The 13,151-nt window shown below is 38.6% G+C and carries 13 protein-coding genes; 12 read left to right on the forward strand and 1 reads right to left on the reverse strand.

Going from position 1 to position 13,151, the window contains the following annotated elements; all coding sequences use genetic code 11:
* Window positions 1–100: 100 nt before the first annotated feature.
* The 3 genes from RWZ05_RS07715 (at window position 101) to RWZ05_RS07725 (ending at window position 2,374) form a co-directional block, all read left to right on the forward strand.
* Window positions 101–853, forward strand: a complete 753-nt coding sequence (locus tag RWZ05_RS07715; RefSeq protein ID WP_314643427.1) for a LemA family protein — start codon at window positions 101–103, stop codon at window positions 851–853.
* Between the two features lie 366 nt (window positions 854–1,219).
* The gene (locus RWZ05_RS07720; RefSeq protein WP_314643429.1) at window positions 1,220–2,035 is read left to right on the forward strand and encodes a class I SAM-dependent methyltransferase; all 816 of its coding nucleotides are present in this window, start codon (window positions 1,220–1,222) and stop codon (window positions 2,033–2,035) included.
* A gap of 9 nt (window positions 2,036–2,044) precedes the next feature.
* Complete coding sequence (locus RWZ05_RS07725; RefSeq protein ID WP_314643431.1) at window positions 2,045–2,374, forward strand: nitrous oxide-stimulated promoter family protein; 330 nt, start codon at window positions 2,045–2,047, stop codon at window positions 2,372–2,374.
* A 53-nt stretch (window positions 2,375–2,427) separates the two neighbouring features.
* Here the strand turns inward: RWZ05_RS07725 and RWZ05_RS07730 are convergent, their stop codons facing one another.
* Window positions 2,428–2,706: a glutaredoxin gene (locus tag RWZ05_RS07730; RefSeq protein WP_314643433.1), complete on the reverse strand. Its 279-nt coding sequence runs from the start codon at window positions 2,704–2,706 to the stop codon at window positions 2,428–2,430.
* A 192-nt stretch (window positions 2,707–2,898) separates the two neighbouring features.
* Between RWZ05_RS07730 and ilvB the strand changes: the two genes are divergently transcribed.
* From ilvB to RWZ05_RS07775, 9 genes are all read left to right on the forward strand, one after another.
* Window positions 2,899–4,626: a biosynthetic-type acetolactate synthase large subunit gene (gene ilvB / locus RWZ05_RS07735; protein ID WP_314643434.1), complete on the forward strand. Its 1,728-nt coding sequence runs from the start codon at window positions 2,899–2,901 to the stop codon at window positions 4,624–4,626.
* Window positions 4,627–4,634: 8 nt separating this feature from the next.
* Window positions 4,635–5,147 (forward strand): acetolactate synthase small subunit, encoded by a 513-nt coding sequence (gene ilvN / locus RWZ05_RS07740; RefSeq protein ID WP_314643436.1) that lies wholly within the window; start codon window positions 4,635–4,637, stop codon window positions 5,145–5,147.
* Window positions 5,148–5,301: 154 nt separating this feature from the next.
* The gene (locus RWZ05_RS07745) at window positions 5,302–5,874 is read left to right on the forward strand and encodes a carbonic anhydrase (RefSeq protein WP_314643438.1); all 573 of its coding nucleotides are present in this window, start codon (window positions 5,302–5,304) and stop codon (window positions 5,872–5,874) included.
* Between the two features lie 176 nt (window positions 5,875–6,050).
* Window positions 6,051–7,355, forward strand: a complete 1,305-nt coding sequence (locus RWZ05_RS07750) for a purple acid phosphatase family protein (protein WP_399554361.1) — start codon at window positions 6,051–6,053, stop codon at window positions 7,353–7,355.
* A gap of 310 nt (window positions 7,356–7,665) precedes the next feature.
* Window positions 7,666–8,850 carry a M20 family metallopeptidase gene (locus RWZ05_RS07755; protein ID WP_314643440.1) on the forward strand — a complete coding sequence of 395 codons (1,185 nt, stop codon included), beginning with the start codon at window positions 7,666–7,668 and terminating at the stop codon, window positions 8,848–8,850.
* 32 nt (window positions 8,851–8,882) lie between these two features.
* Window positions 8,883–9,893 (forward strand): ornithine carbamoyltransferase, encoded by a 1,011-nt coding sequence (argF, locus tag RWZ05_RS07760; RefSeq protein WP_399554359.1) that lies wholly within the window; start codon window positions 8,883–8,885, stop codon window positions 9,891–9,893.
* A 109-nt stretch (window positions 9,894–10,002) separates the two neighbouring features.
* Complete coding sequence (argC, locus tag RWZ05_RS07765) at window positions 10,003–10,953, forward strand: N-acetyl-gamma-glutamyl-phosphate reductase (protein ID WP_314643442.1); 951 nt, start codon at window positions 10,003–10,005, stop codon at window positions 10,951–10,953.
* A 10-nt stretch (window positions 10,954–10,963) separates the two neighbouring features.
* Window positions 10,964–11,821, forward strand: a complete 858-nt coding sequence (gene argB, locus RWZ05_RS07770) for an acetylglutamate kinase (protein WP_314643443.1) — start codon at window positions 10,964–10,966, stop codon at window positions 11,819–11,821.
* Window positions 11,822–11,902: 81 nt separating this feature from the next.
* Window positions 11,903–13,090, forward strand: coding sequence for an aspartate aminotransferase family protein (locus tag RWZ05_RS07775; protein ID WP_314643445.1), 1,188 nt, complete (start codon window positions 11,903–11,905; stop codon window positions 13,088–13,090).
* Window positions 13,091–13,151 lie beyond the last annotated feature (61 nt).

Genomic DNA, 13,151 nt, shown 5'->3' on the forward strand with positions numbered 1-13,151 from the left:
ATGCTTCATGAATGAAATTTCACATTCCTTATATATTGGGTATGGTATAATATTCTCAAATTTGCATTGTTATTTGTCGTAGAAATGGAGAGAGGGTTCTATGCTTTCAACACTAATATTTTTCTTAATTGTATTCTTGATTTACTTCTTTATTAAGCAATACAATTTATTGCAAAATTTAACTGTAGAGATTAAAGAAGCACGTGCTAATATTATCGTTGCCTACGAGAAAAAGGTTGCTATCGTAAACCAATTTACAGGTCTTGTAAATGAGTATGGTGATTATGAAAAATTAATTCAGTTGAAAGTTTCTGATAACTTTGTAGAAATGGCTCGTGAAACATCTAAAGCTGTACAAAATATTACAGCATTAGCAAATCAATTCCCTGATTTGAAAGCCAATACTCAATATGGTAAATTCTTAGAAGCCATTAGCGAAAACGAAACATTTATTTCCAATAAACGTGAAATCTACAACTATGCAGTTAAGCAATACAACAGTGCAATCGCACAAATTCCAATGGTATTTGTAGCATCCTTATTAGGTTTTAAACAAGCTCCATTCTTTGATCCAAATAACGAAGGTGCATTGGCTGAGTTCAGCGGTGCTAATCCAGAAGCGATTAAAGAGCTTGCATTGAAAGGTCGCGATAAATTAAAAGAAACTACTGAAAAGGTTAGCGAGTCCTTTGAAAAGAGAGAAAAAGAGGCACAAGCTAAGAGAGAGGAACGTATTAGACAAGAGCGTGAAGCTGCTAATAATGAGAGTGTAACCACTAAAGAGAAAACTGAAACAGAAGCCCCTAAAACAGAAGCGGCTTCTACCCCAGTAGAGAAAAAAGAAGAGAAATAATCATATACTCAATAGATGTATATGAGCAGATAGTATATAACGCTATTTGCAAAATGAGAGATAAAAGACTCCACTCAATAGAGTGGAGTTTTTTGTGTTTGAACATAGCATCTTATATAGTCATTATGTGAACATATATATTTGATAATATTGAGATAGTATAATAAATGTGATTTGAGTAACACATTTTATTTTGAGAATGATGTACAATAAAATAGCTATATGAAAATCTGAACATCCTAGATGGAACACTAGGCATATAGGGGTGCGTTAAATGACAGAGTACATTTAACAAAGTGAAATTACTTATAACTTATATATCTATAGCTCGTACATAGTTGTATGTAGCTAATTAGAGAGGATAATATGACAAATAAAATACAAGAGCTTACCGTCAACGAAGCTTGGCGTGATGAGCAAGATGCGTGGAATCACCGTTCTGAATACTTTGTAGAAATGCACAATCGAGAAGATCGGAAAGCACAAGTAACTGAATTTTTAGCATTTTTAAAGGATGAAAATTTATTGCCTGCAGACGGTGGTCGTACTCTAGATGTGGGCTGTGGCGTTTGTGACTATGCACTAGGGTTAGCCCGTGAAGGCTATCGTGCAACTGGTATCGATTTATCAGATGGTATGATTCGTGGTGCTAAACAATTAGCAGAGTCGGAAGGGCTTGATCTGAACTTATATATCGGACCTTGGTCTGATGAAACACGTCGCGAACTCGGTTGGGATAAGAGTTTCGACTTGGCTTATAGCATTTTCTGTCCCATCATGTTTGATGTAGAAAATATTCGTGCTATGCACGAAGCAAGTCATGATAAATGCTTGTGGATTGCATTTAGCGAACGCAGTGATGAAATGGTAGATATGCTATCTGAACATTTCTTTGGTCGCGATTCATTCCCTTGGGATGGCAAGATGAAAGAGTGCTTAGATGCTATCCATGAGATGGGACATAATGTGAAAGTAACGTATAAAACAGTTACTGAAACTGAGGTTATGTCTCTTGAGAAGGCTGTTAATTACTTTACTATGCGACTTCATAATAATAGTTGGGGCGCGATGGAAGATATGAAAGAAGAAATTAGAAACCTCCTCGAGCCACTAGCTATCAATGGTGAAATTCATAATAAGACCGTTGATAAGGTAGCTTGGGTTTCTTGGTCTGTGAAATAGGAGATTAACATGACAGTTGATGAAAAACGTAAGTTAGAACTGAAAACTATGTACCAAATTATTGGCATCTATTGTCGTGATAAACACCATACGCCTAAAGGTGAACTATGTGAGGAGTGCCAAGAGGTTTGGCATTATGCTGAGCATCGCATTGATGCCTGTCCACATATGGAAAGTAAAACCTTTTGTAGCGTATGTAAAACACATTGCTATGAACCAACGTATCGTGAAAAGATACGTGAAATCATGCGATATGGTGGGCCTAGAATGTTATTTGTATCACCAATCCAAGTAATTAAACATATGTATCTTGAATGGAAAGATAAAAAAAGAGGCTAGCATATGCTAGCCTCTTTCTTAATGGTTTCATCACATTTTTATGTAATACTATGTTACGCGATTGCTTTGTCCAATACAGCTTTGATTAAAGCTTTTGTTTGTTCATAGCTTTCACCAGGTTGAGCCTCGTATTGTTTATCGAGGTCGAACCACAAGTTTGGATAGTATTCATATGGGTGAGTTTTGAATAACTCATGAGCGTCTTGATCTTCAACCCAGTTAATATGAATATCTGCGTATGCTGGGTTTTCTGCAACGAGTTCATTGATAGCGCGGAATGCGTTTGCGCAGTAAGGGCAACCGTTTAAGTGGAAACCTAAGATTTCTTTCATGTTACACAGTCCTTTCCAGACAGAATCAACACATACTTATATAATTTGAGATTTTATACATACTCATGTACCACAACATATGGTACACTGTTGAGTATAGCATATCTATATAAGATATTCAATTTTTTGGATATATATAATGAGAATATTGAGAATGCAATATGCATGTATTACATAGATAAGGAGACACCTATGATTTCAGGCGCGCAGTATTTGGTGAAAGCCCTTCAAGAGGAGCAGGTAGAAATCTTATTTAACTATCCTGGGGCTGCTACTATCGATATTATGGATGAATTATATAAACAAGATCAGGTAAAGGTTATTTTGCCTCGCCACGAGCAAGCATTAGCGCATGCGGCTGATGGTTATGCTCGTAGCACAGGTAAAGTAGGGGTCTGTATGGTAACCTCTGGACCTGGTGCTACCAATCTTGTAACAGGTATTGCTACTGCTTATGCAGATAGTGTGCCCCTCGTTTGTATTACTGGTCAAGTAGACTTAGGTCTTATGGGCAATGATGCCTTCCAAGAGGTGGATACCGTTGGTATCGTCCGCAATATTTGTAAATATGCTGTTACTGTGCGTGATCGTAAAGACCTAGGACGCATTTTAAAAGAAGCTTTCTATATTGCTCGTACAGGTCGTCCAGGTCCTGTAGTAGTAGATGTTCCTAAAAATATTCAAAAGGCTATGGGTTCTGATGAATATCCTACAGAGGTCAATATTCGCGGTTATAAACCGAATATGGCTGTTCACGTAGGGCAAGTTAAAAAGGCTTGCTCCATCATTTCTAAGGCTAAACGACCACTGTTCCTATTAGGTGGTGGCGTCAGCATTAGTGGTGCCAATCAGCTTATGATGGAGCTTGTAGAAAAAACGGGAATTCCTGTTGTAACTACGTTGATGGGGAAAGGTGCCATCGATAGTCGTCATCCTTTATACCTTGGTAATATCGGTATTCACGGTGGCTATGCTCCCAATGTGGCACTCACTGATTGTGATGTAATGATTTCCATTGGTACACGCTTCAATGACCGCATTACAGGTAAGTTGAGTACCTTTGCACAAAATTGCAAGATTATCCATATTGATGTAGATGCAGCGTCTATTTCTAAAAATATAAAAGTAGATATTCCTATTGTAGCGGATGCTAAACTGGCTATCGAAAAACTGTTAGAGTATATTGAGCCTCATGATCTTGGTGAGTGGCCTAAACAATTGCAACAGCTTAAAGCAGAACGTCCTGTAACGCAAGCTGATGAAGAAGGTTTAACACCTCAAACAGTAATTGATTACATCAATAATCACTATGACCGCCCAATCGTTACTACCGACGTAGGTCAAAACCAACTATGGACTACTCAGTTCTTGGAGGTACAAGGACAACATCAAATGCTGACCTCTGGTGGCCTTGGTACTATGGGCTATGGCTTCCCTGCTGCCTTAGGTGCTCAAATCGGAAATTCCGATAAACGTGTATTTGCCATCTGTGGTGATGGTGGGGTGCAAATGAATATTCAAGAGTTTGCTACCGCTATGCATTACCGTTTACCTGTGACGCTAATCGTTTTAAACAATGGCTTTCTCGGTAATGTACGTCAATGGCAACAATTATTCTACGATAAACGCTATGCTTGTACGAATTTGATGATGGATGAAAGCTCTATTGTTACACGCGATATGATTGACAATGATGAGTTTGAATATGTGCCAGACTTCGTGAAATTGGCAGAGGCTTATGGTGCTAAGGCAATGCGTATTACTAAAGTTGAGGATATTGAAAAAGGGTTCCAATTGGCGGATACTTTCAAAAGTGGTCCGACCTTACTAGAGTTCATCATTCCTACAGAGCTCAATGTATTGCCAATGGTACCAGCAGGTAAATCGTTAAGCGATATGTTATTAAAGGATAAAAAATAGGAGGGGCTATGGAAGTACATATGAAAAAGCGCTGCATTTCAGCGTATGTAGAAAACCAAATCGGTGTATTGGCTAAAATTTCAGGCCTCTTTGCTGGTAAAAACTATAATTTAGATACATTGACGGTAGGGGAAACAGAAGACCCTACTATGTCTCGTATGACCATTGATCTTACTTGCGATGATTTGACGTATGAACAAATTATTAAACAATTGAACCGCAGTGTTGAAGTCATTAAGGTTATTGACTTTACGGATATGGCGATTACGAAAAAAGAATTACTATTCATCAAGGTTAATAGCTGTAAGGAAGCGGATAAACAAGAAATCTTCCGCATTGCTCAGACCTTTGATCTCTTAGTGGTGGACTATAACCGTAAGTCTGTACTGGTACAATGTGTAAAGACCGTATCTAAAAATAATGACATGATTGCCTTATTTAAAGATATGTTCGTGAACCGCATTGAAGTTGTACGCGGTGGTAGCGTGGCAATCGAGGCATTATCTACACCTGATAAATAAGAGATGTTTTACATCTAACTTAAGTCCATTCATAATATATCTTTAGTAAAGAAATGGTAATAGTTTAGACTGTGTACATCTGGATATGATATAATATTTATATCAAATATTATTGATATGAAGACCTTGGTTGTGTGCCAAGGTAGGAGGTACTATGAGTTTATTAGATGATATTTTGGCCCATAATAGAGAGTATGTAGAAGATCAAAATACTGGTTACGTTGAAACTGATACTAAAAGTAGTAAAATGCCAAGCCGCGAAATGGCTATCGTTACATGTATGGACACGCGCCTCGTAAACTTTTTAGAGGAGTCCATGGATATTGGCCGCGGTGAAGCGAAGATTGTTAAAACTGCAGGTAACTGTGTTACTGGTCCTTTTGACGGCATCGTGCGTAGCTTACTGATATGTATTTTTGAGCTAGGTGTAAATGAAATCTTTATCATTGGTCACCATGAATGTGGTATGGCAAAAACTACAGCCAAAGATTTAACAGAAAAAATGTTAGCTCGTGGTATTGCGCCTGAAGCAATTCACATGGTACGAAAAGAAATGGAACATTGGGCTGATGGCTTTACACATCCTGCTGAAAATGTAGAGGATACAGTCGAAGAGTTGCGCATGAATCCTTTGATTCCTAAAGATGTGCCTATTCATGGTCTTATTTTCCACCCTAGAACGGGTGAAATCGAAGTCATTGTTAATGGCTATACACAAATGAAATAATATTACGAAAAATAAAAGGAGGTCTAACCTCCTTTTATTATAAGTATATTTAATGCCTAACCATAAATAGCGGATAAATTGACTTAAATTTATGTTTAAGTTTTATAATATGTTCATATGAAATGTTAGTAAAAAAGTTTAATTAATAAAGGAATTATATGAACAAAAAATTTTTAATGATATCCCTACTAGCTATTGTTACCATAGTTAGTGCTGCTGTAGGTGGCTATGTATATAAAGATACTATATACAGTCGAATTGCTCGGATTGCAGCTGTTGTGAGTGGTCAAGAGATCAAACCACTTCTTGATTCTGAAAGCCGTTATATTCGACAAATCGTAGCTCAAGATAATAGCACAAGCCGTACCATAATGTGGCAATCAGATAGTAGCGAAGCTGATGCGGTAATAGAGTATCGTCTGGTAGGAGATGAACATACTCAAACGATAGGCGCCACAGACAAGGCTTTTACCGATGATGGCAGTACTACCTATATTCATGAGGCCACATTGACAGGTTTGGCACCTAATACTAAATATGAATATCGCGTTGGTTACGGTATGGATCGTCGTAGTGATTGGTACTCACTAGAAACAGCTGGGGGGAATGTATATGATGTGCTCATCTATCCAGATTCTCAGTCGGCGGATTATTCTCAGTGGGAAGAGATTGTAAAGAGCTCAGCACTACGTAACCCTAGGACCGCTCTGTATATTAGTATGGGGGACCTCGTAGATAATGGAGAGCAGGCCTATCAATGGCGTACATGGCTTAATTCCATTAAACCGTTAAGTGCCAATGTGCCGCTAGCAACTACGTTAGGCAATCATGAGATGTATACATTAGATTGGAAAATGCGCGAGCCTTATGCGTATTTGAATTACTTCGCAGTACCACCTAATGGAAATGAAACCTTTAATCGCCGTTATTATTCCTTTGACTTCGGCGATGTACATTATGTTGTATTAGATACGATGTTATATGAAAGTAATCATGAGGACAATCATGATACACATCATCCTGATTTATACGATGTACAGGTTCAATGGTTACGCCAAGATTTAGCAGCGAATACGAAAAAATGGACTGTAGTCTTAATGCATCGAGATCCATTCCAATATGCCTTCAATCGCCCTGGAGCAAGTCGTGATGTTGGTTTCAATGAAGAAGGTGTATTGTTTATGCCTATTTTTGATGAGTTTAATGTGGATTTAGTGCTGTCTGCTCACTTACATTCTTATCGGAATCGCGGTCATGTACGCAATTTTGAGCGCGATGTGTCAGGACCCTTATATATTCTTACAGGTATAGCTGGAGATGCTCGTCGCCCTAATTGGAAAGAACATCCTTTAGATGTATATGTTGCACCAGATCGAGACAAGAATAACTATATGACGATGACCGTTACACCAAATAAATTAATCGTAAAAGCATTCTTACCCGACGGAACACAGCTCGATGAATCAGTCATTGAAAAATAAGAGTATAAGAATATATAAGATAATATGATGAAAAGACATCTTTTTGGGAAGGTGTCTTTTTATTTTTATACTAGATTACTATTAGAGCAATAGTAGTCGGTTTTATTGGAAGTTATCTAATAAAAGATTTAATTAACGTTAAGTGTGCTAATCTATGACTAAAATAAATGTATGATATAACAAATAAAAATACAGAGATTAAGTATAAAACTTGTATATTGTGAACAATAGTATTATAATACGTATATGGGTTATAAAAATACACAAAATATGTATAAAAAATACATAAGTGTATAAAGGAGATAAGGTAATGAATACATTACAAGACTTAATTAAACAATACGCCTCACAATATAAAGAACAAGTTGTGGAATGGCGTCGATATATTCATAGCCATCCAGAGTTATCTGGTGAAGAGAAACATACATCTTTATTTATTCAAAAGGTTCTTGGTGAACTAGGGATCCCTTTTGTAAATGATGTTTCTGATTATGCGGTGATCGGCAAAATCGAAGGATCTCATCCAGGTCCAGTTATTGCATTGCGTGCTGATATAGATGCATTACCCATTCATGAGGAGACAGAGTTACCATTTGCTTCCCAAAATGAAGGTGTTATGCATGCTTGTGGTCATGATAGTCATATAGCAATTTTACTTGGTGCAGGTGCAATTTTACAATCCATTAAGGACCAATTGCACGGCACTGTAAAGCTCGTATTTCAACCTTCTGAAGAGGAGGCTTTATTCCCAGGTGCCCAAGGTATCGTAGATAGCGGTATACTTGATGATGTAGATGAAATATATGGCCTTCATGTGTGGCCTCAATTACCAGTTGGCACTGTAGGCTTAAAAAAAGGTAATTTGATGGCTGCATCGGATCATTTCCTCGTACACATTAAAGGAAAAGCTACTCATGGTGCGGAACCTCATAATGGGGTAGACGCAATTGTAGCAGCAGCAAACTGGATTGTTAATGTGGAGTCCATGGTGGCTCGTGAAACAAATCCAATGGAGAACTTAGTGTGTACTATCGGTGTCATCAATGGTGGTGACCGTTACAATGTAGGCTGTGGTGATGTGTACTTAGAAGGTACGTGCCGAACTTACGAACCAGAAAAACGAGATTATATTGAGCGTCGATTAGGTGAAAGCTTACAGGCGCTTGATGTGATGTTTAAAACCCAAAGCACCTTAGAGTATAAACGTGGTCATGGTGCGACTATTAATCATCCAGAGGCGATTGATTATGCTACATCCATCGTAGAAAAATACCTTGGCAAAGAGGCGGTCGTACATCCAGAGTTTCCATCTATGGCAGCAGAGGACTTCTCCGCATACCTTCAAAAAATCAAAGGAGCCTTCCTTTGGTTAGGTACAGGCTTTGAGGGGAATCCTGCTTTACATAATGCATGCTTTACTATTGATGAAAGTATTTTAGAACCAGGCATTACTATGATGGCAGCATTAGCGGCTGAATTATTACAAGAAAAATAGTTAAACAAGTAGTTTGAATATAAGAGGTTATCATGAAAAGTTTACAACATAAATCCTTTAAAACAATGCTTCAATATACACCAGAAGAAATTAAATACTTCTTGGATTTAGCAGCACAATTAAAAGCAGATAAAAAAGCAGGTAAAGAAATCAAAACATTGGAAGGTAAAAACTTCGTTCTTATTTTTGAAAAAGATTCGACACGGACACGGTGTGCCTTTGAAGTTGGTGCTGCTGACCAAGGTGCTTTTACAACCTATCTTGGACCGACAGGTTCTCAAATGAATAAGAAAGAATCCTTGAAGGATACGGCTCGTGTTCTTGGCTCCATGTATGATGCTATCGAGTTTAGAGGCTTTGACCAAGAGGATGTAGATACGTTGGCAGAATATTCTGGTGTTCCAATCTGGAATGGTCTTACTGACATGGATCATCCTACACAAACATTAGCTAATTTCTTGACTATACAAGAGAATATCGACAAACCATTGAATGAAATTTCCTTCGCTTATGTGGGGCACGGTCAATCTAATATGTGTAACGCATTGATGAGTGGTGCTGTTAAAATGGGCATGGATTTTAGACTTATTGGTCCTAAACAATATTGGCCAGCTGGTCCATTCTATGAAGAATGTTTGAAAGTGGCTAAAGAAACTGGTGCTACGATTACATGTACAGACGATGTAGCGGAAGGTGTTAAAGGCTTAGATGTTATCTACACAGGTGTATGGGTAACTATGGGGGATACGTACGATATGTGGGAAGAACGTATCAACACCTTTAAACCATTCCAAGTCAATGCTGAAATGATGGCATTAACTGGTAATCCAAATACAAAGTTCTGCCACTGCTTGCCAGCGTTCCACAATACAGAAACACAAGTTGGTAAAGATATTTTTGAACGGTTTGGTATGAATGGTATTGAGGTGACTGAAGATGTCTTCGAAGGTCCAAACTCCTTAGCGTTCCAAGAAGCCGAAAACCGTCTCCATACGATTAAGGCCGTTATGGTTGCTACATTTAGCGATTATCCAATGAAATAATTTCATCTCCCTAATGGTGATGAAGTGTATAGTTTGTTTCCTATCTATAATGGCTGTAAGGCTACCTAGATAGGTGTGAGTCACCAAGAGGTGAGAATTGAGGTTTACTATGACACCCTATAAAGTATTTATTGTTGGTCATGAAGGAACAACAGGGCTAAGAATACATGAACGGTTATCCGATAGAAAAGATATAGCGTTACTTGCCACTGCTGATGAGGATCGTAAAAATGTGGAGGCTATTAAAGAGGTAGCTAAAGCAGCAGATATTGTATTTCTCTGCTTGCCTGATGCGGCATCTAAAGAAATCATGGCTGCTATTGGGGAATTACCTTGTAAGGTAATTGATACATCTACTGCATTTAGAACTGCTGAAGATTGGGCATATGGTTTCCCAGAACTCGGTACGGAGTATAAAACAGCCATCGCTAGTAAGAAACATATTGCAAACCCTGGTTGTCATGCGAGCGGTATGATTGCTTGTATTGCCCCCCTTGTAAAAGCAGGGCTCGTACCAGTGGACTATCCTTTCACTATCACATCTTTAACAGGCTATAGCGGTGGTGGAAAGAAAATGATAGGGCAATATGAAAATGACCCTAAAGATTATTTCCTTTACGCCCCACGTCAATATGGGCTTGGTCAACAACATAAACATTTACCAGAGGTTCAACACGTATGTGGCCTCAGTGAAGCACCTATTTTTATGCCTATCGTCGATGATTATTATTCTGGTATGGAAGTAACGGTTGGCATTCACAGTCGCTTATGTCAAAAGACAATCAGTATTGATAAAGTGCAACACGTATTAGAGGACTTTTACAAAGAGAGTACAATCATTACAGTGGCACCATTTACCGATATTAGTAATACTGGTATGTTAAATGCCAATCAGTTAAGCAATACAGATAGCATGAAAATTTATGTAACAGGTAACGATGAACGCATTATGGTTCATGCCATATTCGATAATTTAGGCAAAGGTGCATCTGGTGCAGCCGTTCAATGCATGAATATTGCACTAGGATTACCAGAAGAGACTGGATTAGCTTTGGGATAGAGGTAATACTATGAAAAATGTATCAAATGCAATGCGGGCACAGATACTAACGGCGGCCGTTCCATATATTAAACAGTATACAGATCAATACGTTGTCGTTAAATACGGCGGCAATGCCATGATTGATGAAGAATTAAAAAAATCTGTTATGAAGGATTTACTATTACTTCAGTTAGTCGGCGTAAAAGTTGTGCTCGTTCATGGCGGCGGCCCTGCCATTAATAGCACCTTAGAGGCCATGAAAATTGAGTCACACTTTGCTAATGGTTTACGCGTTACCGATGAAGCGACGATGGACGTAGTGCAAATGGTGCTAGCTGGTAAGGTTAATAAAGGTCTCGTAGCAGATCTGACCGATCTTGGTGGTAAAGCCATAGGTCTTTGTGGCGTAGATGGTAATATGATTCAAGTTCATAAACAAAACGAAGAACTTGGTTACGTCGGTTCTGTAGATACTATTGATACGAGCATTATTCACGATGTCATTAGTCGTGGCTATATTCCTGTTATCTCGTCAATTGGCATGGGGGCCGATGGTAAGACCTATAATATTAATGCTGACACGGTGGCTGCGAAAATTGCAGGTGCCCTCAAGGCAGAAACCATGGTTGCCATGACTAACATTGATGGTGTACTGAAAGATGTGCATGATCCAGAGTCTTTAATTTCAAAAATTACAGTGGCAGAGGCAGAGCAATTAAAAGCTGATGGAATTATTGCAGGAGGCATGATTCCAAAGGTGGATTGCTGCTTAGAGGCTATCGATGCAGGGGCACAGAAGGTATTCATCATCAACGGTGAAATTCCACATGCCATTCTTATCGAACTATTGACAGATGAAGGTCTTGGTACTATGTTTGTAGCATAAATAGTAGATATAATTTTGGTAATCATCGGATTACCTTTCATATAGATAGACGACGGCAAGGCCGTACGTTTGGAGGATATAATGAGTAATACAATGGATTTTGAAAAGCAAGATAAAGAATATATAGCCAATACGTATGGCCGGTTTAATGTATGTTTTGAAAAAGGTAAAGGTTCTCTTTTATGGGATGTAAATGGTAAGGAATACATCGACCTTGGCTCTGGCATTGGTGTGACGGCTTTTGGTGTAGATGATGACCAGTGGACTGAAGCTGTAACAAAGCAATCTCATGCATTGAATCATATTTCTAATTTGTACTATTCCTTGCCACAAATTGAATTGGCAAAACAACTGTGTGCTAAAACAGGAATGAAAAAGGTATTCTTCTCCAACTCTGGTGCAGAGTCTAATGAATGTGCCATCAAGGCAGCTCGTAAATATAGCCATGACAAATACGGCGAAGGTCGTCATGTCATCGTTACCTTAGTAAACAGTTTCCATGGCCGTACTATCACTACCTTGTCTGCTACAGGACAAGATGTATTCCATCAACATTTCTTCCCATTTACAGAAGGTTTTATTCATACGCCAGCCAATGATATTGATGCGGCTTTAAAAGTATTGGCAAACCCAACTGTTTGTGCCATCATGATGGAGCCTATTCAAGGTGAAGGTGGCGTTATGCCTTTGGATAAAGAGTTCGTACAAGCTGTAACTAAATATGCTCATGAACACGATCAACTTGTGTTAATCGATGAAGTACAAACTGGTAATGGTCGTACGGGCAGTCTATATGCATACCAACAATTTGGCATCGAACCAGATGTAGTATCTACGGCAAAAGGTTTAGCAGGCGGCTTACCAATGGGGGCTACATTATTCAACGAAAAGATGCAATACGTCTTAAATGCTGGTGCCCATGCTACTACTTTTGGGGGCAATCCTATCTGTGCAGCGGCAGGTAATACCATCATTAGCCGGTTAACGCCTGAATTCCTTGACTCTGTAAAAGCAAAAGGGGAATACGTAAAATCTACATTAGCTGGTAAGCCTGGTATTATTGGCGTTAGTGGTATGGGGCTTATGCTCGGTATTGAGACCACAGTAGATGCTAAAGCTGTTATCGCTAAATGTCTTGAAAAGGGCGTTGTATGCTTATCTGCGAAAAATAAAGTACGCCTTTTGCCAGCTCTTAATATTCCTCAAGAACAACTAGAAAAGGCCATTGCAATATTGGCAGAAGTGATTGAAGAATTAGCAGCAAAATAGGAATTCCTTTATCTTTCACAATCATTGAGTATGATAGTCTAGTCACATAAGGCTATAGAAA

The sequence above is a fragment of the uncultured Veillonella sp. genome (assembly GCF_963543145.1).
Classification (GTDB): domain Bacteria; phylum Bacillota; class Negativicutes; order Veillonellales; family Veillonellaceae; genus Veillonella.

What these genes read in the sequence shown, in the direction of transcription:
- RWZ05_RS07750 (WP_399554361.1), top strand. Translation starts at nt 6,051, where the DNA reads ATGATATCCCTACTAGCTATTGTTACCATAGTTAGTGCTGCTGTAGGT.
- argB (WP_314643443.1), top strand. Translation starts at nt 10,964, where the DNA reads ATGAAAAATGTATCAAATGCAATGCGGGCACAGATACTAACGGCGGCC.
- ilvB (WP_314643434.1), top strand. Translation starts at nt 2,899, where the DNA reads ATGATTTCAGGCGCGCAGTATTTGGTGAAAGCCCTTCAAGAGGAGCAG.
- argF (WP_399554359.1), top strand. Translation starts at nt 8,883, where the DNA reads ATGAAAAGTTTACAACATAAATCCTTTAAAACAATGCTTCAATATACA.
- RWZ05_RS07730 (WP_314643433.1), bottom strand. Translation starts at nt 2,706, where the DNA reads ATGAAAGAAATCTTAGGTTTCCACTTAAACGGTTGCCCTTACTGCGCA.
- argC (WP_314643442.1), top strand. Translation starts at nt 10,003, where the DNA reads ATGACACCCTATAAAGTATTTATTGTTGGTCATGAAGGAACAACAGGG.
- RWZ05_RS07755 (WP_314643440.1), top strand. Translation starts at nt 7,666, where the DNA reads ATGAATACATTACAAGACTTAATTAAACAATACGCCTCACAATATAAA.
- RWZ05_RS07725 (WP_314643431.1), top strand. Translation starts at nt 2,045, where the DNA reads ATGACAGTTGATGAAAAACGTAAGTTAGAACTGAAAACTATGTACCAA.
- RWZ05_RS07720 (WP_314643429.1), top strand. Translation starts at nt 1,220, where the DNA reads ATGACAAATAAAATACAAGAGCTTACCGTCAACGAAGCTTGGCGTGAT.
- RWZ05_RS07715 (WP_314643427.1), top strand. Translation starts at nt 101, where the DNA reads ATGCTTTCAACACTAATATTTTTCTTAATTGTATTCTTGATTTACTTC.
- ilvN (WP_314643436.1), top strand. Translation starts at nt 4,635, where the DNA reads ATGGAAGTACATATGAAAAAGCGCTGCATTTCAGCGTATGTAGAAAAC.
- RWZ05_RS07745 (WP_314643438.1), top strand. Translation starts at nt 5,302, where the DNA reads ATGAGTTTATTAGATGATATTTTGGCCCATAATAGAGAGTATGTAGAA.
- RWZ05_RS07775 (WP_314643445.1), top strand. Translation starts at nt 11,903, where the DNA reads ATGAGTAATACAATGGATTTTGAAAAGCAAGATAAAGAATATATAGCC.